Annotated in this window: 16 protein-coding genes; 5 read left to right on the top strand and 11 right to left on the bottom strand. The window is 65.1% G+C overall.

Features of this window, described 5'->3' with window-relative positions; genetic code table 11:
- Nucleotides 1-69: 69 nt before the first annotated feature.
- From DOM54_RS00290 to DOM54_RS00320, 7 genes are all read right to left on the bottom strand, one after another.
- Nucleotides 70-1,005: an urease accessory protein UreD gene (locus DOM54_RS00290; RefSeq protein ID WP_110714441.1), complete on the bottom strand. Its 936-nt coding sequence runs from the start codon at nucleotides 1,003-1,005 to the stop codon at nucleotides 70-72.
- Entirely contained in the window at nucleotides 1,002-1,712 is a 711-nt protein-coding gene (gene urtE, locus DOM54_RS00295) for an urea ABC transporter ATP-binding subunit UrtE (RefSeq protein ID WP_110714442.1), read from the bottom strand. Before urtE ends, DOM54_RS00290 begins: the two co-directional genes overlap by 4 nt.
- Nucleotides 1,712-2,569 carry an urea ABC transporter ATP-binding protein UrtD gene (gene urtD / locus DOM54_RS00300; RefSeq protein WP_110714443.1) on the bottom strand — a complete coding sequence of 286 codons (858 nt, stop codon included), beginning with the start codon at nucleotides 2,567-2,569 and terminating at the stop codon, nucleotides 1,712-1,714. Before urtD ends, urtE begins: the two co-directional genes overlap by 1 nt.
- A complete protein-coding gene (gene urtC, locus DOM54_RS00305) occupies nucleotides 2,566-3,657 on the bottom strand; it encodes an urea ABC transporter permease subunit UrtC (protein ID WP_110714444.1) in 1,092 nt (363 codons plus the stop codon). The genes urtD and urtC overlap by 4 nt, the downstream gene beginning before the upstream one ends.
- Nucleotides 3,654-5,288 carry an urea ABC transporter permease subunit UrtB gene (gene urtB / locus DOM54_RS00310; protein WP_110714445.1) on the bottom strand — a complete coding sequence of 545 codons (1,635 nt, stop codon included), beginning with the start codon at nucleotides 5,286-5,288 and terminating at the stop codon, nucleotides 3,654-3,656. The genes urtC and urtB overlap by 4 nt, the downstream gene beginning before the upstream one ends.
- Before the next feature lie 97 nt (nucleotides 5,289-5,385).
- Nucleotides 5,386-6,693 (bottom strand): urea ABC transporter substrate-binding protein, encoded by a 1,308-nt coding sequence (gene urtA, locus DOM54_RS00315; protein WP_110714446.1) that lies wholly within the window; start codon nucleotides 6,691-6,693, stop codon nucleotides 5,386-5,388.
- 339 nt (nucleotides 6,694-7,032) lie between these two features.
- On the bottom strand, nucleotides 7,033-8,832 hold the full coding sequence (locus tag DOM54_RS00320; protein WP_110714447.1) for an acyl-CoA dehydrogenase C-terminal domain-containing protein: 1,800 nt from the start codon (nucleotides 8,830-8,832) through the stop codon (nucleotides 7,033-7,035).
- Nucleotides 8,833-9,203: 371 nt separating this feature from the next.
- Here DOM54_RS00320 and DOM54_RS00325 point away from each other — a divergent pair, with 371 nt between their 5' ends.
- Complete coding sequence (locus tag DOM54_RS00325) at nucleotides 9,204-10,835, top strand: BCCT family transporter (RefSeq protein ID WP_110714448.1); 1,632 nt, start codon at nucleotides 9,204-9,206, stop codon at nucleotides 10,833-10,835.
- 95 nt (nucleotides 10,836-10,930) lie between these two features.
- Here DOM54_RS00325 and DOM54_RS00330 read toward each other — a convergent pair whose 3' ends face one another.
- From DOM54_RS00330 to serS, 4 genes are all read right to left on the bottom strand, one after another.
- Complete coding sequence (locus DOM54_RS00330; protein WP_110714449.1) at nucleotides 10,931-11,656, bottom strand: 3'-5' exonuclease; 726 nt, start codon at nucleotides 11,654-11,656, stop codon at nucleotides 10,931-10,933.
- Nucleotides 11,653-13,605 (bottom strand): DUF294 nucleotidyltransferase-like domain-containing protein, encoded by a 1,953-nt coding sequence (locus tag DOM54_RS00335; protein ID WP_110714450.1) that lies wholly within the window; start codon nucleotides 13,603-13,605, stop codon nucleotides 11,653-11,655. Before DOM54_RS00335 ends, DOM54_RS00330 begins: the two co-directional genes overlap by 4 nt.
- A 186-nt stretch (nucleotides 13,606-13,791) precedes the next feature.
- Nucleotides 13,792-14,619, bottom strand: coding sequence for a uroporphyrinogen-III C-methyltransferase (gene cobA, locus DOM54_RS00340; protein ID WP_338067001.1), 828 nt, complete (start codon nucleotides 14,617-14,619; stop codon nucleotides 13,792-13,794).
- Between the two features lie 555 nt (nucleotides 14,620-15,174).
- Nucleotides 15,175-16,452 carry a serine--tRNA ligase gene (gene serS, locus DOM54_RS00345; protein ID WP_110714452.1) on the bottom strand — a complete coding sequence of 426 codons (1,278 nt, stop codon included), beginning with the start codon at nucleotides 16,450-16,452 and terminating at the stop codon, nucleotides 15,175-15,177.
- 318 nt (nucleotides 16,453-16,770) lie between these two features.
- Here serS and ydiJ point away from each other — a divergent pair, with 318 nt between their 5' ends.
- The 4 genes from ydiJ (at nucleotide 16,771) to DOM54_RS00365 (ending at nucleotide 23,209) form a co-directional block, all read left to right on the top strand.
- Nucleotides 16,771-19,917 (top strand): D-2-hydroxyglutarate dehydrogenase YdiJ, encoded by a 3,147-nt coding sequence (gene ydiJ, locus DOM54_RS00350; RefSeq protein WP_110714453.1) that lies wholly within the window; start codon nucleotides 16,771-16,773, stop codon nucleotides 19,915-19,917.
- Between the two features lie 151 nt (nucleotides 19,918-20,068).
- Complete coding sequence (locus DOM54_RS00355) at nucleotides 20,069-20,692, top strand: LysE family translocator (protein ID WP_110714454.1); 624 nt, start codon at nucleotides 20,069-20,071, stop codon at nucleotides 20,690-20,692.
- Nucleotides 20,693-20,879: 187 nt separating this feature from the next.
- Nucleotides 20,880-21,323, top strand: a complete 444-nt coding sequence (gene trxC, locus DOM54_RS00360; protein WP_110714455.1) for a thioredoxin TrxC — start codon at nucleotides 20,880-20,882, stop codon at nucleotides 21,321-21,323.
- 86 nt (nucleotides 21,324-21,409) lie between these two features.
- Complete coding sequence (locus DOM54_RS00365) at nucleotides 21,410-23,209, top strand: cation:proton antiporter (protein ID WP_110714456.1); 1,800 nt, start codon at nucleotides 21,410-21,412, stop codon at nucleotides 23,207-23,209.
- The last annotated feature ends 9 nt before the right edge of the window (nucleotides 23,210-23,218 follow it).

Here is a 23,218-nt window from a genome sequence, read left to right on the forward strand (position 1 = left end):
GTCTTTCAGCCCTGCCGCCGGCCAAGCGCCGGCTTCAAGGTGCCGCGGGCGGGGTTCTCCGCGGGGTGGTCACGTCCGCCAGATGCGTGGCTCGCAAGCCCCCCGACCGGCCAGCAAGGGTCGAAGCACGTGCCAGGCAGCGCAGCACAGGTCCCAGGCTTCGTTGCGGGAACTGCCCAGATAGCGCAGCAGCAGCACACCGTGACGTTGCGTCACCGCCCAGTTCGGGCGCGCCGGCAGCGCCGCTCTGAGGGCATCAACCGCCCCACCCGCATCCTCCACGCCCGCCGCCCACAGCGTGGCCTGGACAGTCGCGCCGCCCTGCCCCCAACGCCCGACGAATCGCCGGTGCGCCGGATCCAGCGGCTGGCGCTCGAGCCACAGCGGCAGGCCATCCCGGGTCAGTCGAAAGCGCTGCTCGATGCGACCGCTCTCGAACGGCAACTGGCTCGCCGGGCGTCCCAACGCCATGATTTCCCACCCCAGACAGCGGGCGTTGCCCTGCAAGGCGATCTCGGTAAGCTGCTCGCCTCGCGAGCCATCGAAACCGATGGTCTCCTGGGGCAGCCACTCGAGAAGACCCTCGTCCTCGACAGCGAATCGATTGGTCTGCGACCAAGCGACGGCGTGGCTATCCGCCCGGTAGAGCTTGGTCGCCGCTGGCGTGGTGAGCACGGCATGGGCAGAAGGTTCGACCCTGACATCGACCGTCAGTGCATCGCCACTGACCAGCCCCCCTGGCGGATGCAGCAGATAGACGTGACAGGGGTCGACTTGGCCGACCTGTTGCGGCTCCGGGTAGAACGGCCGCTGGACCCGTAGCGGCCCATGGTGCCGTGCCCGGACCAACCGCGTTCGTGCCGCGTCTTCCCGGCCATGCGGACGCGACGCGAACGCCAACGACAGCGAGGCGTCCCAGCGGCGCCCGGCATCGAACCGGTGCCCGGAATCCGCCGGCGCCAGTGACATCGGGCGCTGCAATGGCCTGGGGATCTCCGCCGTCATACCGTCAGATGCCGTTTGATCAGGTCGTCGCTCAATGATCCGATATCTCCCTCGGCCACCTTCTGCCCCCGGTCCATGATCACGAAGCCATCGGCGTAGCGACGCGCGAACGGCAATTTCTGCTCGACCAGCAGCACCGTCAGGCCGTCCTCGCGATTCAGCTGGCGCATGACCTCCCCGATCTGAGCGACGATGTTGGGCTGGATACCCTCACCCGGCTCGTCGAGGATCAGCAGACGGGGGTCGAGCACCAGCGCCCGCCCGATCGCCAGTTGCTGCTGCTGCCCGCCGGAAAGATCGCCACCTCGACGATAGCGCATCTCCTTGAGCACCGGAAATAGCTCGTAGATGCGCTCGGGAATCTTGCCGGCTCTTCTCTCCCGGCCACGAACGCGCCGCGATGGCAGCCCGACCTTGAGATTCTCCTCCACGCTCAGGGTGGCGAATATCTGGCGACCCTGGGGCACATAGCCGATGCCGAGGCCCGCGCGGGCCTCGGGCCGGCGTTTGAATAGATCCTCGCCGTCGAAGCGAACGCTGCCGTCACGGGCGGCAACCTCGCCCATGATCGTCTTCAACAGCGTCGTCTTGCCGACTCCATTGCGCCCCATCACGCAGGTACAGCGACCCGTGGGCACGTCCAGGGTGAGATCGCGCAGTATATGACTTTCGCCATAGTACTGGTTCAGATTTTCCACGCTCAGCATCAGGCCGACTCCTCGTCACCACCGAGATAGACCTCGATCACCCGCGGGTCGCTCGACACCGCATCCATGGAGCCCTCGGCCAGGACACTCCCCTGATGCAGCACCGTGACCTGCCGCGCGATCGAACGCACAAAGCCCATGTCGTGCTCGACCACGACCACCGACTGCTGGCCGGCAAGGCGCGTCAGCAGCTCGGCGGTACGGTGCATTTCCGGCTCGGTCATGCCGGCCACGGGCTCGTCCACCAGCAGTAGACGCGGTCGCTGCATCAGCAACATGCCGATCTCGAGCCACTGTTTCTGGCCATGGGAGAGCACGCCGGCAAGGCGATAACGCTCATCATTCAGTCCGATCGTCTCGAGCACCTCGTCGATTCGCGCCTGCCCTTCGTGATCGAGTCGCGCCAGCAGCGTCTTCCAGACTCGCCGCTCACCCGCCATCGCCAGCTCCAGGTTCTCGGTCACGTCGAGCGCCTCGAAGACCGTCGGTTTCTGGAACTTGCGGCCGATGCCGAGATTGGCGATCTGCGGCTCGTCCAGGGCCAGCAGGTTGTGGCGGCTGCCGAACCAGACCTGGCCAGTGTCGGGACGTGTCTTGCCGGTGATGATGTCCATCATCGTCGTCTTGCCGGCCCCGTTCGGGCCGATGATGCAGCGCAGCTCGCCATCGTCGATGGTCAGATTCAAGCCGTTGATGGCCTGGAAGCCATCGAAACTGACGCTGACGTCCTCGAGATAGAGGATCGGTCCGTGACGCACGTCCACCGGCGACTGGGCCGGGGCCATGAAGTCGAACACCCGGTCTGGCCGGGCCAGCTCGCGCAGTCTGCCGAAGCGGGCACTCTCCAAACCGCTCATGCGCTTGCCTCCCTCTGCCCAGGCCGCACCGCTGCGCGCCGCCGACCCCGCCACTTCGCGATCACCCCGGCGATGCCCTGAGGCAACACCATCGTCACCAGCACGAACAGCGCGCCAAGAATGAACAGCCAGGCGTCCGGCATCGCCCCCGTCAGCACCGTCTTCAGATAGTTGACCACCAGCGCCCCGAGCAGCGCGCCGTAGAGCGTCGCCCGGCCGCCCAGGGCAACCCACACCACGACCTCGATGGAGAACAGCGGGGCGAAGGTGCTGGGGTTGATGATGCCGACCTGCGGCACATAGAGCGCCCCGGCAACGCCGGCGATCATCGCCGAGACCACGAACAGCGCCAGCTTGACGTGATCGACCCGATAGCCGATGAAACGCATTCGCGCTTCGGCGTCGCGCGTCGCCAGACTGACCCGGCCCAGCCGCGAGACGGTGATCGCCCGGCACAGCCAGAACGCCAGCAACACGGCAACGCCGGAGGCCACGAACAACGCCACGGTCATACCTTCGCTGCTCAGGGAAAAACCCATGAGCTCGTAGAAACGAGTGAGGCCGGTACTGCCGCCAAGCCCCATCTCGTTGCGATTGAACGCGAGCATCAGCGCGAACGTCAGCGCCTGGGTAATGATCGAGAAGTAGACGCCGGTGACCCGGGAGCGAAACGCCAGCCAGCCGAAGGCCAGCGCCAGCAGACCCGGCGCCAGCAGGACCATGAGCGCCGCTACCGGGAAGTAGGTCATCATCGCCTGCCAGCCCGGCAGTGCTGAGGTCTGTGCATTGAGGTAGAGCCCCATGGCGTAACCGCCCAGGGCGAAGAAGGCGCCATGGCCAAGGCTCAGAATACCGAGATAGCCCCAGATCAGGTCCACGGCGAGTGCCAGCAGCATATAGGTGAAATATTTGCCCAGCAGCGCGACGGTCGCCCCGCTGACGTGCAGCGCGTTCGACGCCGGCAGGGCGTTGAGCACCAGCACGAGCAGCATGCCGACGATCAGCACCAGGCTGGTCACCAGCGTCGAGCGGGAAAGGAACGCCTGGCGCGACCGGTCGCGGCCAGACAAGGTGGCTTGGGTCGTCATGAGGTCCGCCCCTTGGGTGCGAAGATGCCCTGCGGGCGCTTCTGGATGAACAGGATCACGCCGACCAGCACGATGATCTTGGCCAGCACCGCGCCGACCCAGGGCTGCAGTACCTGATTGATCACCCCCAGCGACATGCCCGCCACCAGTGTTCCCCACAAGTTGCCGACGCCGCCGAAGACGACGACCAGGAAGGAGTCGACGATGTAACTCTGGCCCAGGTTGGGGCCGACGTTGGTCAACTGCGACAGCGCCACGCCGGCGAGCCCCGCGACACCCGCGCCGAGGCCGAACGTGAGCATGTCGACACGCGTAGCGCGCACGCCCATCGCCCTCGCCATGGCACGGTTCTGGGTAACCGCGCGCACTTCCAGCCCGAGGCGGGTGAAGCGCATCAACGCCCACAGCGCGGCGAACACGGCCAGGCAGAACAGCAGCACGCCAAGCCGGTTGAGCGTAAAGGCGAGCGCCTCGTTGATCTGCCAGGCGCCCTGCATCCACTCCGGCGAGGTCACTCGGCGGTTGAGCGGCGAGAACACGCTGCGGACCAGTTGCTGCAGGATCAGGCTGAGGCCGAATGTCGCCAGCAGCGTCTCCAGCGGGCGGCCCTTCAGAAAGCGGATCACGGTGCGCTCGATCACCACGCCGAACGCCCCGGCGACCAGAAACCCGCCGGGGATGGCGAGCGCTAGCGCCAACCCGGGCTGGCCGGGCAGCGCCTGCTGGATCAGCCAGGTGGTGTAGGCGCCGATCATGATCAGCTCGCCGTGGGCCATGTTGATCACACCCATGACGCCGAAGGTGATTGCCAGGCCGATGGCCGCCAGCACCAGAATCGAGCCGGCGCTCAGGCCGAAGAACAGCGTCTGCGCACGGTCGTACCAGACGCGCTTGCTCTCGATGCCGTCAAGCACCGATCGCGCCTCGGCCGCCAGGGGCGAGTCGCCTGCGGCGATCGGCACCAGCGTATTGCGTATCCGCGTATCGAGATTGCCGCGCAGCGTGTCGAGCGCCTCGGCATCGCCCTGTTGCACGTCGTATAACGCCAGCGCAACATCGAGCGGCTGGCGAACGGCGTCGCTCTCTTCCTCGTTGCGCATCTGGCGCACGCTGGCCGCGTTATCCGCCTCGATCTCGCCGATCAATTGGCGCGCCGCCGCCAGACGCGACGCTTCATCGCCCGCGCTCAATGACAGCGAGGCGAGCAGCCCTTCGATCTGCGTGCGCAGATCGTTGTTGATCTTGAAGATATCCACGGTGCGCCGGGTGCCGGTGCCCGCATCCTCGAAGGTGATGGCATCGATGATCGGCCATTCGCGACCGCTGTCATCGGTGACGATATAGAAGCGCTCGCCGCGACGCTCCTTACCCAGGCGCCCATCGAGCAACGCCTGCAACCAGCGCGTTTTCTGCTCGGCATCGCTGTCGGCAATGGCCTGAGCGGCAACGCCCTTGGCCTGGAAGTTACCGGTATCGAGTGCCTCCAGCAGCGCTCGTGGCTCGCTCGACGTGGCTGCAAAGACACTCTGGCTGATGAAGCTCAGGCTCCATGCCATCAACAGGCACAGCAGCAGTTTTATGTTCCGCCCGCGTAAGGGTGCGCGGGCGGGTTGTTCTTTGAAGGTGCTCATGCGGTGGTGCTCATAGGATCATCCTCAACGCGGTCTATCATCCGGCCAGGCGAGCGACACCGGCGCCCTGTCGGGCGCCGGCATCGATCCAGCTGGCTTATTCCGCGCCGGGACCGTCTTCGCAGGTCATCGACTCGACATCGAGCTTGCCGCAGCGCAGCGGCGCCCGCCAATCGCTGATCAGGTTCTTGGATTCCGGCAGGTAGTCGGACCAGGCATCGCCGGCAACCGTCGTCGGCGTCTGCCAGACCACGCTGAACTGACCGTCATCCTGGATCTCGCCGATCATCACCGGCTTGGTGATGTGGTGGTTGGGCATCATGGTCGAAGCCCCACCGGACAGGTTGGGCACGGTCACGCCGATGATCGAATCCTTGACCGCGTCGACATCGGTGGTGCCGGCCTTCTCGACCGCCTGCGCCCACATGTTGAAGCCGATGAAATGCGCTTCCATGGGATCGTTGGTCACCGCCTGATCGTTGCCGGTGTAGGCAACCCAGTCGTCGATGAAGTCGTAGTTGGCGTCGCTGTCGACGCTCATGAAGTAGTTCCACGCCGCCATGTGGCCGACCAGCGGCGCGGTATCGATACCGGTCAGTTCCTGCTCGCCGACCGAGAACGCGACCACGGGAATGTCGCCCGCGGAGATGCCCTGGTTGGCGAGTTCGTTGTAGAACGGCACGTTGGCATCACCGTTGATGGTGGAAACCACCGCGGTCTTCTTGCCCTGGCTACCGAAGTCCTTGACCTGCGAGACGATCGACTGCCAGTCACTGAAACCGAACGGCGTGTAATTGACCATGATGTCGTCATCGGCGACGCCATTGGCCTTGAGGTAGGCTTCGAGGATCTTGTTGGTGGTCCGCGGGTAGACGTAGTCGGTGCCCAGCAGTGCCCAACGCTCCACGCCCTGGCTCATCAGGTAGTCCACCGCCGGGATCGCCTGCTGGTTGGGCGCCGCGCCGGTGTAGAAGATGTTCTCGGAGGACTCCTCGCCCTCGTACTGCACCGGATAGAACAGCAGCCCGTTGAGCTCCTCGACCACCGGCAGCACCGCCTTGCGAGACGCCGACGTCCAGTTGCCGAAGATGACGTCGACGCGATCGTCGCCGGTCAGCATGTCGCGCGCCTGCTCGGCATAGAGCGACCAGTCCGAGGCCGGATCCATGACCACCGGTTCGAGCTTGCGACCCAGCAGCCCACCGGCGTCGTTCTGCTTGGCGATCAGCATCAGCATCTCGTCTTTCAGCGTCGACTCGCTGATCGCCATGGTGCCGGAGAGCGAGTGCAGGATGCCGACCCGGATCGGGCCCTCGTCCTGGGCCACCGCGGCGGTACCGAAACCGGCCAGCCCCAGCGCGATGCTGGAACCGGCAATCAACTTGCGAAGGGATGTTGTTGTCATCGGATTCTCCTGGTCATGATCCCCTGATGATCGGGAATGCTCGCCCGTGACGGCGTAGCCATCGATCGGAAAACCCCATGCATTTTTCGTGCCCTAAACTTTCACCACCTCAACCTTGTATACAAAAACCAGGAAAAAGAGCGAGAACTTCGGTCAACGGCAACGATTTGGTGCAAAAAAAGATCGAAGAACCCGGGATGATTTCCGCAAAAGGTGCGCCAGGCCCCCTCGAGCGCCTCGGATCGCACCATTGCTGCGCATGAAACTCGCGCGCGAGCAGGTGTCGCTCTGCGTTGGTGCAGCTTGGCCCGATAGGCAGGGTCGACCACCCAGGTGACGTCAGAACCAGCCCCGTTCCAGCGCCATCAGCCCCGACGGCCCCGACGCTATCTGGCGCTCCAACGCCTCGGAATGGGGTAGCTGGCGAGTCAGAAAATGCTGCCCCACGATCAACTTCGCCCGATAGAAATCCTCACCGGACGACCCTTGTCGGGTCAGGCCGCGCTGTGCCGCGCAAGCCGCCTTCCACCACAGCCAGGTGTAGACCGCGTAGCCGAGCAAGTGCAGGTAGTCATTGGCGGCCGCCCCAGCCGCCGCCGCGTCCTTGCTGGCGGCATCGATCACCGCTGCGGTGACTCGCTCGAGCCGGATCAACTCACGCTCGAGCGCCTCCCGGAACGGATGCACGTCAGGCGCATCGATATCATCGTTCTCGAGATCCGTTCTGATCCGATCGGCAAGACGCTCGACATAAGCCCCCTGGTTGCGCGTCAGCTTGCGGCCGATCAGATCCATGGCCTGAATGCCGTTGGTGCCCTCGTAGATCATCGCGATTCGCGCATCACGCACGTACTGCTCGGCGCCCCATTCGACGCAGTAACCGCTGCCGCCAAAGATCTGCTGCGCCTCGACCGTGGTCGCAAAGCCCCGGTCGGTCAGAAACGCCTTGGCCACCGGGGTGAGCAACGCGACCAGCTCCTCGGCCGCCTCGCGAACCTCGCGATCGGCGTGATACTTGGCACGATCGAGTTCACGGGCGACACAGGCGGCAAACAGCCGGCCGCCCTCGTTCCAGGCACGGGCGTTGAGTGCCATGCGTCGCACGTCGGGATGAACCAGGATCGGATCGGCGGCCTGATCGGGCTCGGCGGCACCACCCGGGCCCCGGCTCTGGCGACGCTCGCGGGCGAAGGCGATGGCGCTCTGGTAGGCGACGTCGCCCAGGCCCAGACCCTGTATGCCGATCGAGAGCCGCTCGTAATTCATCATCGTGAACATCGCCGCCAGCCCCTGATGGGGTTCACCGATCAGCACGCCCTCGGCACCTTCGAAATGCATCACGCAGGTCGCACTGCCGTTGATGCCCATCTTGTGCTCGAGTCCGCCACAGACCACGCCGTTCGCCTCTCCCAGTGAACCGTCTTCGAGCACCTGGCGCTTGGGAACCAGGAACAGCGAGATGCCCTTGGCGCCCGGCGGCGCATTCGGCAATTTGGCCAGCACCAGGTGGACGATATTGTCGGTCAGATCGTGCTCACCGCCGGTGATCCAGATCTTGCTGCCGGTCACCGAGTAACGGCCGTTGTCGCTCGGCACTGCCCGCGTCTTGATCAACCCGAGATCGGTGCCGCAGTGCGGTTCGGTCAGGCACATGGTGCCCAGCCACTCACCGGCGTAGAGCCGCGGAAGATAGCGGGACTTGACCGCGTCGTCGGCATAGGCGTCGAGCAACAGGCCGGCACCGTTGTTGAGCGTCAGGTATAACGCGAAGCCGGTATTGCTGGCGTAGAGCAGTTCGTCGAAGGACTGGGTCAACAGTTTGGGCAGGCCCTGTCCACCATGGGCAGGATTGCCGCCGAGCCCGCACCATCCGCCCCGCGCCAGCTCCGCGAAAGCCTGGCGAAAACCGCCCGGTGTGGTCACCGCGCCATCCGACATCACGCAGCCTTCGTGGTCTCCACGCTGATTGAGCGGAAACAGTTCTGCTTCGACCAGACGAGCGGCTTCCTCAATGACGGCATCGGCGAGTTCGGCATTGAAATCGGCGGTCGCCGACATGGACTGCCACTCCTGCTCGGCCCGGAACACCTCTTCACGGACGAACCGCATGTCCATGAGCGGCGCACGATAGTCTGCCATTCGACCCCCTCAAGAATTCAAACATTCGTTTAAATGCTGCTGCGACTATAGGCGATAGTGCCAGCGCGTTTCACTCTGACCTTGGTCTACTCCTCGCGTCGTCGCCAGAACAGAATCAGAAATAGAAAAAGGCTACTGTCGCGATACCGGCGGGGAAACTTGCGGATTCTCGCCGAGACGGTTGGAAGCACCAACTTGATTCAGGATAATTGGGGAACTTGCGTGTTCCCGCGGATACGCCAGACTATGTGCTCTGCCTCGACCGGGTGGCACAGCCTGGCAAGACGCCCGGACGACGCAAGGGAGCGCAAGAGAATCGTCGCCACACGAGGGCGACCTCGAACTGACTCATCAAACAAGGGAGACGGCTAGTGGCTCAAGACGCCAACAATCAGCCGGATGCGCCGCAGGAAGGCATACCGGCGCCCGAAGGTCCCGCCAATCTCATCGATACCGATTACGTGATTGGCCAGGACAATATTCAGACCAGCAAGTTTGGTCTCAACGTCGATCTGCATGGCAAGGTCTTTTCGGTCTCTTCCCTGCTGATTCTGTTCTTCGTCATCATCACGCTGGCATTGCCGGAACAGATGGGTCCGATCTTCAACGGAGCGAAGAGCTTCCTGACCGACAACTTGAGCTGGCTGTTTCTGTTCGCCGCCAACATCTTCGTGCTGCTGTCGGTGGTGCTGATCTTCACCCCGCTGGGCAAGGTCAGGATCGGCGGCCTGCACGCCAAGCCCGACTTCAGCTATGCCGGCTGGTTCGCCATGCTGTTCGCGGCGGGCATGGGTATCGGGCTGATGTTCTATGGCGTCTCCGAGCCCATGACCCACTTTGACACCTCCATCTCCGGCGACTCGTGGGCGCCGCTGGGGGGTGCCCAGGGTGACCAGGCGGCAGCGCAATCGCTGGCCATGGCCGCCACGATTTTCCATTGGGGCCTGCACCCGTGGGGGATTTACGCGGTGGTCGCCCTGTCGCTGGCGTTGTTCTCCTTCAACAAGGGCCTGCCGCTGACCATGCGCTCGATCTTCTACCCCATTCTGGGTGAGCGGATCTGGGGCTGGCCGGGACACATCATCGATATCCTGGCCGTATTCGCGACCTTGTTCGGCCTGGCGACATCCTTGGGCCTGGGCGCGTCGCAGGCGTCCGCCGGCCTCAACTATCTTTTCGGTACACCCAACAACGATGTCACCATGGTGCTGCTGATCATCGGCATCACCCTGGTAGCACTGATGTCGGTCATGCTGGGTGTCGACAAGGGCGTACAACGCCTGTCCCAGATCAACATGGCGCTCGCGTTCCTGCTGCTGCTGTTCGTGATCTTCGTCGGCCCGACCCTGCTGATCGCCACCGGTTTCGTCGAGAACATGGGGTCGTACCTCAAGAACCTGCCGGCGCTTTCCAACCCGTTCGGCCGTGAAGACAGCAACTTCGTGCATGGATGGACGGCCTTCTACTGGGCCTGGTGGATCTCCTGGTCACCGTTCGTCGGCATGTTCATCGCTCGTGTCAGCCGCGGCCGCACCGTCCGTGAATTCCTGATCGCCGTACTGCTGGTGCCGACCGTCGTCTCCGTGCTGTGGATGACCGCATTCGGCGATACCGCCATCAACCAGCTGGTCAGCGACGGCTTCGAGGGTGTCAAGAACGCAGAATTGCCGCTGCAGTTGTTCACCATGCTGGGCCAGTTGCCGTTGACCTCCATCACGTCGTTCGTCGGCATCATTCTGGTCATGGTGTTCTTCATCACCTCGTCCGACTCCGGTTCGCTGGTCATCGATTCGATCACTGCCGGCGGCAAGGTCGACGCACCGACACCGCAGCGCGTGTTCTGGGCCTTGATCGAGGGCGCGATCGCCATTGCGCTGCTGCTGGGTGGCGGCTTGACGGCACTGCAGGCGGCGGTCATCACCACCGGTCTGCCGTTCACGATCGTTCTGCTGGCCGCGTGCTACGCCATCATCCAGGGCTTGCGGTCCGAGCCTCGCGGCTGACGACCTCTTCCCCGGAAGATCGATCACGAACAAGGGCGGCTCAGAGAGCCGCCCTTTTTTGCATCCGCCATTGGCCCCGTCGCGCCCGGCCCGGGTCAACGCCAAAGCGCACCGACCGGGGTCTCCCAGTCGTAATGGTAAAGAATCTGCGCCTGCAACAGCTCCGCCGTTGCCAGCGAATCGACCAGCGCATGGTGCCCGGTGTACGCCGGGAGATGATAGCGCTGGCGACTTTCGTGCAACCGAATCGACGCCATCGGCCGTCCCGCCCAGCGACGCAGCCTTGCCCACCACGACTGGCGGTGAATCCGCGCTTCCAGCGACATGGTATCGATCATCGGCATCAGCAGGCCTTCGCCCAACCGCTCGCGTACCGCCGCGTCGAGGAACGTGCGCTCCAACTGACGATAGTGCACGACGACCAGCCGGCCAGCGAGCGAGTCCAGCAGCTCATCGATGATCGCCGCGAAATCGGGAGCATCCGCCACCTCGGCATGGGTGATGTGGTGAAAGGCCACCGATTCATCGCTGAGCTTGCGACGCGGTGACAGCACCCAGTAGCGGCCGTCCGCCGGGCGGATCCGGGACAGGGTGAACGGCATCACCCCGACGCTGACAATGTCGTGGCGGCTGCTATCCAGGCCAGTGGTCTCGAAGTCCATCGCGACCAGCGGGGCCTCGCCGATCGGGGTATCCGGGTCGAGCGTCCCCCGGGTGAAGAAATCGGCCAGCCGGGATTCGCGAGCCTGCTGTGCGCGGGAGGCCATGTAATCCGGCCAGGTCGGCTGGGACGGCCTTCTGGCGCCGGCACGTAACGTCATCGGTGGCCCCGCTGCTCTTCGGAGCCACCGCCCGTCCTGGAGGAGCCCGACCTGGATGGCATGGTGTAGCGGAAGGAGAGAAATTTCTGGGCGTTGCTGATCGCCTCGAAGGCATCCTTCAGATGGTGCCGTTCCCGGCTGCCGATGTTTTCGGGGTCGACGCTATTGTCGGGCTCGACGCCCCGCTCGACCGCATCGGCCTGATGGCGAATACGCACCATCGACATGAACTCGAAGGCGTAGCGCAGACGCTCGGTGACGCCGTCGGCCAGCAGTTTGGTCTGGGCAATGTCATCGAGGCGGGCAAAGCTGTTCTGCGCCTTGGAGCCGCAGGCCAGCGCATGCACCCGCACCAGGTCGGTCAGCGGCGCGGTTCCCCGGCGCTTGAGGTTGATCGACTTGCGATGTTCACCATCCTGCTCCATGACGAACTGTCGAAAGAATCCCAGCGGCGGCGTGCGATTCTTGGCGTTGCGCGCCAATGCGGCCAGAAAGATCGGTCGCTGTGGCGCCAGTTCGGCGATCAGGTCCTGCAACGCTTCGACCATGGGCGTCTCGCCATGCACTGGCGCCAGGTCGAAGAAGATGGAGCTGTGCAGCAGTCGCTCGCCATTCGGCTCGTCCATCCACTCGGTGAAATAGCGTTTCCAAACCTGTAGCGGTTTTCGCCAGCGCGGATTGGTCGCCATCACGTCGCCCTTGCAGTACGGATAGCCGCAGGCGTCGAGGCCATCGCAGACAAGCCTCGCCAGCGCCTCGAAATACTCTCCGTGTCGCTCGGGATCGTAGTCGTCATGGAGAACCAGCGCGTTGTCCTGGTCGGCATTGATGGTGGGCTCCTCCCGCGCCATCGACCCCAGTACCATAAAGCAATAGGGTACCGGTGCCGGGCCCAGCTCGGCTTCCGCCAGTTCGATCAGGCGCTGCGTGAACGCCCGCCCGATCGTCGCCAGCGCCCGGCAGACCATCTCGGAGTTGGCGCCGTCGGCGACCATGCGCACGAACCCCGTACCCACCTCCGGCGCCAGCCGTGCCAGTTGCTCGGGCGTGTTCTGAACGAAGATGTTGTTGACCAGGAACAGGCTGCTGTGGGTCTCGTGGCGAACGATATCGGAGAGGTGCAGCACGCCGACCGGCTGACGACGGTGCAGTACCGGCAGATGGTGAACCTGATTGCGTAACATGCACAGCATTGCTTCGTAAACCGATTCATCGGACTGGACGACGATGACTTTCCGCGACATGACCTCGCCCACCGGGGTCTGGGCCGACTTGCCTTCTGCCAGCACGCGAGTGCAGAAATCGCGGTCGGTCAGAATGCCGTTGAGCTGCCAGTGGCGGCCGTCGGGGCCGGTGAAGGTATAGGCGGAATGGGTCTCGGTGACATCGACCACCAGCACGCAGGTGACATTGGCATCGCGCATCTGCAGGGCCGCCTGCTGCAGGGACATGGAGGCTTCGACCATCTGTGGCTGCCGGCTGATCAGCTTGCGCACCCGGGTCGTCATCAGGCCGCTGTCGTCGCGCTGCTGCTCCACCGTCACCTTGAGACGCTGGCCACCGGTCTCGACGAACTCGGCGAAGTCGTCGTCCTCCTCGCAGATCGCCTCGAACACATCACCGGGGATGAAATAGATCAGCGTGTCCTCGATCGCGCTGACCGGATAGCGCACCCGGCGGTTGCTCCGCAGCAGATCCGAGTAACCGAAGATGTCGCCTTCGCTCAGGCGATTGAACAGCCGGCCGCTGCGCTGGTACATCTCCACCGCCCCGCTGCGGATGTACCACAGCGCTTCGACCGGCTGGTCCTTGACCAGCAGTTCGCTGCCGGCCTGGAAATAGCGGATTTCGACCTCTCCGGCGATGCGATCGAGCAGCGCATCGGGAAGATCGTCGAACGGCGCGAACTGCGCCATGTGGCCACGGATATCCAACTGCTCAACGTTCATGCGCCTCTCCCCGTCGCGAGCTCTCATTGTCGAAGCGCCGCAAGATGGCGTCAACGACGGTCTGACCGCTATCCGGTTGATCTATCGATGGAAACGTCAACGGTGTCGACCGAGAGAGAGGACGCCAGCCATCCCGCCCCATGAACGCCGAGGGCCGGGATCAACGGTCGCCGACGGTGGCTGGCTTCAGGCGCTGTCGGCCCGGGAGAGCGGTGTGGGGTGCTTGCCCTCGACCCAGCCCAGGCTGCCACTATCGGTCGGCTTGAACCAGTCGAGACGCGAGGCCAACGCGACCACGCTGCCGACGACGATCAACGTCGGCGGGCGGGGTTGATGATCGGCGAGACTCTCGGGGAGTCGTGCCAGCGTGCCCAGATGCACCCGCTGGTTGGCCGTCGTGCCCTGCTCGATCAGTGCCAGCGGCGTGGCCGCGTCCAGCCCGTGTGCCACCAGCCGTGCGCGAATCAGCTCCAGCGCACCCAGGCCCATGTAGAAGACCAGGGTCTGACCGCCCCGAGCCAGCGCCGGCCAGTCGAGATCGCAACTGCCGTTCTTGAGATGACCGGTGACGAAACGTACCGACTGGGCGTGGTCGCGATGGGTCAGCGGCAGACCGGCATAGGCCGCACAGCCGGAAGCGGCGGTGATCCCCGGCACGACATCGAATTCGACCCCGGCGGCGACCAGCGCCTCGAGTTCTTCCCCGCCACGGCCGAAGATGAACGGATCGCCGCCCTTCAGCCGAACCACCCGGTTACCCGCCCTGGCCCAATCGACCAGCGCCTGGTTGATGCCCTCCTGGGGCACACTGTGCCGGGACCGCGCCTTGCCGACGTAGAAACGCTTGGCATCGGGCCTGGCCAGGGCCAGGATTTCCTGGCTGACCAGCCGGTCGTGGATGACGATATCCGCCTGCTGCAACTGCTTCAGCGCTTTCAGCGTCAGCAGCTCCGGATCCCCCGGGCCGGCCCCGACCAGCGAGACGTGGCCGCGTCGCCAGCTCCCCGGCGCCAGCCCTGCCGCGTTCTCGGCCACATCCCGGGTGGTTACCCGTGGCGGCAGGCGCACGCTGCAAAGCGCCGGGTGCGACGGTACGAAGACCGCCACGCCGGACTCCCGCGCCCGCGCGGCCACCTGGCGATCGCGCGCGGCGTCGCCACTGGCCACGAGCCATAACTGGCCAGCCCCCGGCAGCGGCTCGTCGTTGCGCACCGCCCAGCCCTGGCTCCGGCAAAGGGCCGCCAACGCCGGCATCGTCGAGCCGGCATGCACGGTCACCCGCGGCATCAGCCCGGCGACACGCTGGGCCAGCGCCAGCGTCTCGCTGCCGCCACCGATCAGGTGCACGTCGAGCTGCGACGGGTCGTACTGCAGAGTCAGGGAATCGGTCACGAATCGAGCCGTCATTGGAGTGGGAAGGGCCGGCCTTAGATCGAAAAGCCGAAAATCACATCACGCTTATAGCAAAAGTGTAAGAGCACGACACCGGCAAACGAAGGAACGCTTTTGTTTAGGGTTATAACCAAACGTGCCCGGGTCGCCCTTCACCGACCCGGGCACACGCTGCATCTACTCGACGTTGAGACGCGTCAAACCGCCCATGTAGGGCGACAGCGCCGCCGGCACGTCCACGCTGCCGTCGGCATTCTGGTAATTTTCCAGCACCGCCAGCAGGCAACGCCCGACCGCCAGCCCGGAGCCATTCAGGGTGTGTACCAGCTGCGGCTTCTTCTGGCCGGGGCGGCGGAAGCGCGCCTGCATCCGCCGCGCCTGGAAATCCTCGCAGTTGGAGACCGAGGAGATCTCGCGATAGGTCTGCTGGCTCGGCAACCACACTTCAAGATCGTAGGTCTTGGTCGCGCTGGCCCCCATGTCGCCAGTACACAGGGTCACTACCCGATACGGCAACTCCAGCGCCTGCAGGATTGCCTCGGCGTGACCGCGCATCGCCTCCAATGCCTCGTAGCTGGTCTCGGGGTCGACCACCTGCACCATTTCGACCTTGTCGAACTGATGCTGGCGAATCATCCCACGCGTATCCCGACCGTAGGCACCCGCCTCGCTCCGGAAGCATGGCGTATGGGCGGTCAGCTTCAGCGGCAGCGCATCATGCTCGAGAATCTCGTCGCGGACGAAGTTGGTCAGCGGCACCTCGGCGGTGGGAATCAGGTAGTAGTCGCTGTCGCCGAGCTTGAACAAGTCCTCGCCGAACTTGGGCAACTGGCCCGTTCCGGTCAGCGTCTCGGCATTGACCATATAGGGCACGTAGCACTCTTCGTAGCCGTGGTCCCGGGTCTGGGTGTCGAGCATGAACTGCGCCAGCGCCCGATGCAGCCGGGCGATCGGCCCGCGCATCACGGCGAAACGCGAGCCGGTCAGCTTGGTCGCCAGCTCGAAGTCGAGATAACCGAACCGGGCCCCGAGATCGACGTGGTCGCGCACCTCGAAATCGAACTCGCGTGGGGCACCCCAGCGATGCAGCTCGACGTTGTCGCTCTCGTCCGCGCCCTGCGGCACATCTTCATGGGGCAGGTTGGGCAGCCCCGCGACCAGGTCGTCCCAGGCCTGCTGCACCTCGCCGAGTTCGCGCTTGGCGGCATCGAGGTCGTCGCCGAGTTGCCCCACCTCCGCCAGCAGTGGCTGAATGTCCTCGCCGGCGGCCTTGGCCTTGCCGATCGACTTGGAACGCACGTTACGCTCGTTCTGCAACTGCTCGGTCCGCGTCTGCAGCTCGCGACGGCGGGACTCGAGCGACTCGAGCTGCGCGATGTCGAGAGTGAAGCCCCGCAGGGCCAGGCGCTGGGCGACTAACTGCGGATCGCTGCGCAACAGCTTGGGATCGAGCATGACGAAATTCCGTTGGTTGAAATCGAGGACCGTGACGACAGGAATCGACCGAAGACGCACGGCAACAGACGAACGTGTTGATGGTCATTCTTGGCGAGGGGAATATTGTAGGGAAAACCCCTCCCCGGCACCATGCGCCTCCAGGGATTCGTGTCACATCGCGGCCTGGCACGCTAAACTGTTGCCCCCCGAGCGCCCGTGACGCCATGAAACGGTTCCCGCCATGCCCGCGGCACCGGCAATCGATAACCCGTCGGATGGATCACCCTCCGATGACGGCCGTCTGACCGGCCCGACGTGATGGCTTGATGCATGACAATGATGACACGCCTTGACCCGGCCAGCGCCGAGCTGACGCTGCCAGCGCGCTATCGCCGATTCCTCGCCGAGCTGGCGACGGCCGGCTTCGTCGGCGATATCGCCGACGATGCCGCCAACCGTACCGTACTGGCTACCGACAACTCGATCTATCAGCGTCTGCCAATGGCCGTCCTTTATCCTCGCGATGCCGCCGATCTCCAGCGGATCGCCCGACTCATGGCCCAGGAGACGTATCGCGACATCGCGCTCGCGCCCCGCGGGGGCGGCACCGGTACCAACGGCCAGTCGCTGACCGACGGCCTGGTGGTGGATGTCTCCCGCTACATGAATCGGATCGTCGAGATCGACGTCGAGAACCGCCGCGTACGCGTCCAGGCCGGCGTGGTCAAGGATCAGCTCAACGCCGCACTCAAGCCCCACGGGCTGTTCTTCGCCCCGGAGCTCTCTACCTCCAACCGCGCCACCCTCGGCGGCATGATCTCCACCGATGCCAGCGGCCAGGGCAGTTGCGAATACGGCAAGACCCGGGACCACGTCCTCGCGCTCGATATCGTGGTACTCGGTGGCGAACGGTTCGAGAGCCGACCGCTGGACGCCGCCGCACTGACCGCCATGTGCCAGCGCGATGATCGGGTCGGCGAGCTCCATCGCGTGGTCAGCGGCATCGCCGAGACCGAGCGCGAGCGGATCGACGCCATCTTCCCGCCGCTCAATCGCTGCCTGACCGGCTACGACCTGGCCCATCTCACCGACGGCCAGGGGCACTTCGACCTCAACAGCGTGCTGTGCGGGTCGGAAGGTTCATTGGCGCTGCTCAACGAGGCCACGCTCAATGTCCTGCCGTTACCCCGGCATTCGACCCTGGTCAACGTGCGCTACGCGGGTTTCATGGAGGCGCTGCGCGATGCCAAGGCGCTGATGTCGGAAGGCGATCCGACCTCGATAGAGACGATCGACGACCGCGTGCTGACGCTCGCGATGGAGGATTTCGTCTGGGATAGCGTGGCGGAGTTCTTCCCTGCCGCCGTCGCTGACAATGGCGAGCGCGAGACGCCGATTCGCGGCATCAACCTGGTCGAGTTCAACGACGACGACCCGGCCCGGCTGGCCGAGCGGGTGCGGGCCTTCACCGATCACCTGGGCGCGGACACCAGCGTCGAGCGGCTCGGTTACACCCTGGCCGAGGGCCGTCCGCAGATCAGCCGGGTCTATGCCATGCGCAAACGGGCGGTGGGGTTGCTCGGCAATGCCCGCGGTGAGCAGCGTCCGATCCCGTTCGTGGAAGACACGGCGGTACCGCCGGAATCCCTGGCCGACTATATCGCCGAGTTCCGCCAATTGCTGGACGCGCGCGGCCTGGCGTACGGCATGTTCGGCCATGTCGACGCCGGCGTGCTCCACGTGCGCCCGGCCATCGACATGAAGGATCCGGATCAGGCGCGCCTGATCCGCGAGATCTCCGACGAGGTGGCTGCACTCACCCAGCGTTATGGCGGGCTGCTGTGGGGCGAGCACGGCAAGGGGATACGCTCCGAGTACTCGCCGCGCTTCTTCGGCGAGCTCTATCCGGCGCTGCAGCGGGTCAAGGGCGCCTTCGACCCGTGCAACCAGTTCAATCCGGGCAAGATCGCGACCCCGCTGGCGGAAGGCGCTACCGGCATCGTCGATGGTCACGACCCCGGGCTACTGACCATCGACGGTGTGACCACCCGCGGCGAGCTGGACCGCCAGATCGACGAGCGGGTGTGGCAGGAGAACGCCAGCGCGGTCTTCTGCAACGGCAACGGCGCCTGCTACAACTACGATCCCGCCGATGCCATGTGCCCGTCGTGGAAGGCGACCCGCGAGCGGGTGCATTCACCGAAGGGCCGTGCCAGCCTGATGCGCGAGTGGCTGCGCCGCCAGGGCGAAGCCGGGGTGGACGTGACAGAGGTGAGCCGGGCCCAGCGCCGCGGCCGCCTCGGCGCCTGGCTGCTGGCCCAGCCCGGCAAGATCAGGCGGGCGATCGCCCGGCAGCGGGGCGAGACCGACTTCTCGCATGAGGTCTACGACGCCATGGCCGGTTGCCTGGCGTGCAAGTCCTGCGCCGGTCAGTGTCCGATCAAGGTCGACGTGCCCGACTTCCGCGCCCGCTTTCTCGAAAGCTACCACAGCCGCTACGGGCGCCCGCTGCGCGACTACCTGATCGGTGGGCTCGAGTTCGTGGTGCCGCACCTTCGGCCGGTGGCGCCGCTCTACAATGCGCTGCTCGGCAACCGGCTGGTCGACCGCTTCCTGGCCAGGAGAGTCGGCATCGTCGACAGCCCGAGACTCTCCCGCGCCAGACTCGACAAGACGCTCGACGCCTGGGGCATTGCCGAAGCCACGCCGCTGACGCTGGGTCGGCTCACGGCGACCCAGAAAAGCCGCAGCGTGGTGCTGGTGCAGGACGCCTTCACCAGCCATTTCGAGTCTCGGCTGGTGATGGATGTCGTCGAACTGCTGGCACGACTCGATATCCGCGTGTTCGTGGCGCCGTTCGGGCCCAACGGCAAGCCGCTGCACGTGCAGGGATTTCTCGGCCGCTTCGAGCGGGTCGCCGAGCAGCAGGCCGCCCGGCTCCGCGCGCTGTCGCGCTTCGGCGTACCACTGGTAGGCATCGATCCGGCGATGACGCTCACCTATCGCCAGGAGTACGTCAAGATGCTTGGGCCGCAGGCGGTGCCGGAGGTGCTATTGCTGCAGGAGTGGTTGCTATCGCTGGGGCGATCGGTCCTGCCCCAGGGCTGGAACAGCGAGCGCATCGATCAGGCCGATCCCGGCTATCGCCTGCTGAGTCACTGCACCGAGAAGACCAATGCCCCGGGCAGCCCCAAGGGCTGGCAGCAGTTGTTCGAGCGCTTCGGCCTCTCGCTGGAGCTGGTCGACACCGGCTGCTGCGGCATGTCCGGCACCTATGGCCACGAGGCGCGTCATCGCCAGACTTCGGAGACGATCTACGATCTCTCGTGGCGCGAACCGGTCGAGGATCGTGCCAACACGGATCGCCTGCTGGCGACGGGCTACTCCTGTCGCAGCCAGGTCAAGCGGCTCTCCGAACAGGCGTTGCCCCATCCACTGCAGGCGTTGCTGAAGCGCGTCAGGATCGCCGGCGCCGTCTCGTGACGACGAGACCGGGCGGATGAGCCATTGGCGAATGCGTGCGGGCATTGATCTCGTGCCATACTTGGCCAACTCATGCCCGGTCGCTTCACGTTCTGGCCTGTCGCTTCACGTTCTGGCCCGTCGCTTCACGTTCTAGATAGGAGCGCGCTTCATGTCGAGCAGTTGGATCCTGATCAATTTCATCGCCATCTGGACAGTGGCAGCCGTCACCCCGGGGCCTAACTTCTTCCTGACATTGCAGACGGGGATCGTCCACGGGCGCCGGGCGGCGATGATTGCCGTTGCCGGGCTCGCCTCGGGAACCCTCGCCTGGGGACTATTCGGCTACTTCGGCATTGCGCTGCTGTTTGCGCTGGCGCCGTGGCTCTACCTCACGCTCAAGCTGATCGGCGGTGCCTATCTGCTATTTCTCGGCGGCCGACTGATTCTGCATAGCTTCCGCGGCCCAGGCGATGACGCGCCCCATCGGCATCCCGTGCTACTCGATGGCCAGGTCTATCGCCGGGGGTTGCTCACCGGCGCTTCGAATCCCAAGACGGCGCTGTTCGTGAGCAGCCTGTTCGCCTCGACGCTGCCGGCCCATGCACCGATGTGGATGGGCATCGTCTGTATCGCCGCGATGCTGACAGTCTCCGTGTGCTGGTACAGCTTGATCGCACTGGCCTCCACAACGCCGCGCCTGCGCGCCCTGTATCGGCGCACACGGCATTGGATCGAACGCTGCGCTGGCGCCGTCTTCATCGGCTATGGCGGCCGACTGATCACGCTGCGCTGAGGTTGCGGCACGTGAACGCAACGAGGTTGTCGACCCGACCCATTCGATATCGCCCCGAATCAACGGCCACGAAACCGTCTGAAGCGGTACCCTGCAACCGCATGACGCAACGGCCGCCGATCATCCGCGCCACCGCGCTCCGCTTCCTCCTGGCTCGGCGGCAATCCTTTCATCCGGAGCCCGTTACATGTCCGACACGCTTCACCTCGTCTGCCCCCACTGTCATGCGGTCAATCGGGTCGCCAGCGCGCGCCTGACGGAGGCCCCTCGCTGCGGGCAGTGCCACGACGCGCTGTTCACCGGCGAGCCACTGGCACTGGACTCCACCAACTTCGATCGTCACCTGTCGCGCAGCGATCTGCCGCTGCTGGTCGATTTCTGGGCCGACTGGTGCGGCCCCTGCAAGGCGATGGCGCCGGGATTCGCCAAGGCCGCGGGCGAGCTCGAGCCCCACCTGCGCCTGGCCAAGCTGGATACCGAAGCGGCCACCGACATTGCATCGCGCTTCGGCATTCGCAGCATCCCGACGCTGATCCTGTTCCGCGGCGGCCGCGAGATCGCGCGCCAGGCGGGCGCCATGGCGCAGGCGGACATCGTCGCCTGGGCCCGGCGACAACTCGCCACACCCTGAAACCTCTCCGGCTCACGATTCGGCATTGCATCCATGCAGTGCCGCCGCTAGTCTGCGCGCCTTTTGCCACGCACCGGAGAGACCCCATGGAAAACGCCGCCCTTGCCCTGACCGGCATCGGCCTGCTGGCGCTGGGCTGCCAATGGCTCGCCTGGCAGATCCGGGTGCCGGCCATCCTGCCGCTGCTGATCGCCGGTATCGCCGCCGGGCCGATAACCGGGGTACTCGATCCGGATGCGGTGCTCGGCGACCTGCTGTTTCCGCTGGTCTCCCTGGCGGTCGCGGTGATCCTGTTCGAGGGCGCATTGACCCTCGACTTCCGGGAGCTGCGGGGTCACGGCCGCACCGTCAGCCGGCTGGTGACCTGGGGTGCGTTGATCACCGCGCTGCTGGCCATCGTGGCCGCGCACCTGATCCTCGGGCTCTCCTGGGAGATGGCCAGCGTCCTGGGCGCGCTACTGGTCGTGACCGGGCCGACGGTGGTCCTGCCGCTGCTCCAGTCGCTGCGCGCCCGTGAGCACGTCAGCCAGATCCTGCGCTGGGAAGGCATCCTGATCGACCCGATCGGCGCCATTGGCGCGGTCCTCGTCTATGAGTTCGTCGCGCTGGGACTCTCCAATGGCGCAGCGACCCACACCTTGGTGAGTTTCGCCCAGACTGCGGTGATCGGCTTCGGCCTGGGGACGGCGGGCGGCTATCTATGGGGCAGCGTGCTGCGCCATTACTGGCTGCCACAACGCCTGCACAGCTTCGGTACCCTGATGATCATGCTGACGCTGTTCACCGCCTCGAACCTGCTGTTCCACGAGTCCGGCCTGCTGACCGTCACCGTCATGGGCGTATGGATGGCCAATATGCGGGGGGTGCCGACGCAGCCGATCCTGGAGTTCAAGGAGACGCTGTCGATCCTGCTCATCTCGGGACTGTTCATCCTGCTGGCCGCGCGGCTGAGCCTGGCGCAACTGGGCCTGCTGTCATGGGAGGCGTGGGCGTTCCTGGTCGTTCTGGTATGGGTCGCGCGACCGCTGGCGGTATGGGTCTGCACCTGGGGCAGTTCGCTCAGCTGGCGGGAGAAGGCACTGCTGGCTTGGCTCTCTCCTCGCGGCATCGTCGCCGCGGCGGTGGCCTCGCTGTTCGCGATCCGGCTCGAGGCGCTGGAAGTGCCGGGTGCCGAGTTGCTGGTCCCGATCACCTTTCTGGTGATCATCAGTACCGTCGTGGTGCAGAGCCTGTTCTCGCGTCCGCTGGCTCGGTTTCTGAAGGTGGACGCACCGACGGCGTCGGGCTTCTTGATCATCGGCGCCAATCCGGTGGCGCGGGCCTTCGGCAGCGCCCTGCAGGAAGCCGGCTTCGCGGTGCGACTGTGCGACCACAACTGGGATGCGATCCAGGAGGCGCGGATGGCCAGCCTCTCAACCTACTACGGCAACCCGCTGTCGGAGCATGCTGCCCAGCATCTGGGGCTGACGGGCATCGGCCATCTACTCCCGCTGTCGCCCTACCGCGAGCTCAACAACCTCGCCGCACTGCACTTCGAACATATTCTCGGTCACGGCAACGTCTTCCGGCTGGCGGTGGAATCCTCCCGCAACGCCCGTCGCCACCATCAGCAGGCGTTGGCCCACCTGCCACTGCTGTTCGATGGCCACACCACCTTCACCCGCCTCTCCAGCCTGATCGGCCAGGGCGCGGTAATGCGCCACGCCAGGATCAGCGACAACTTCGACATCGAGGATTATCGCCGCATCCATCAGGACCGGCTGCTGACACTGTTCACGCTTTCCGCCAGCGGCCGCATTCGCATCGCTACCTCGGCCAAACCGCTCAATCCGAAGGCGGGCGACACCCTGATCAGCCTGATCTTCCCCGACTCGCCCGAGTTCTGATCGCTCCCG

The sequence above is a fragment of the Salinicola acroporae genome, assembly GCF_003206615.1.
Lineage (GTDB): Bacteria > Pseudomonadota > Gammaproteobacteria > Pseudomonadales > Halomonadaceae > Salinicola > Salinicola acroporae.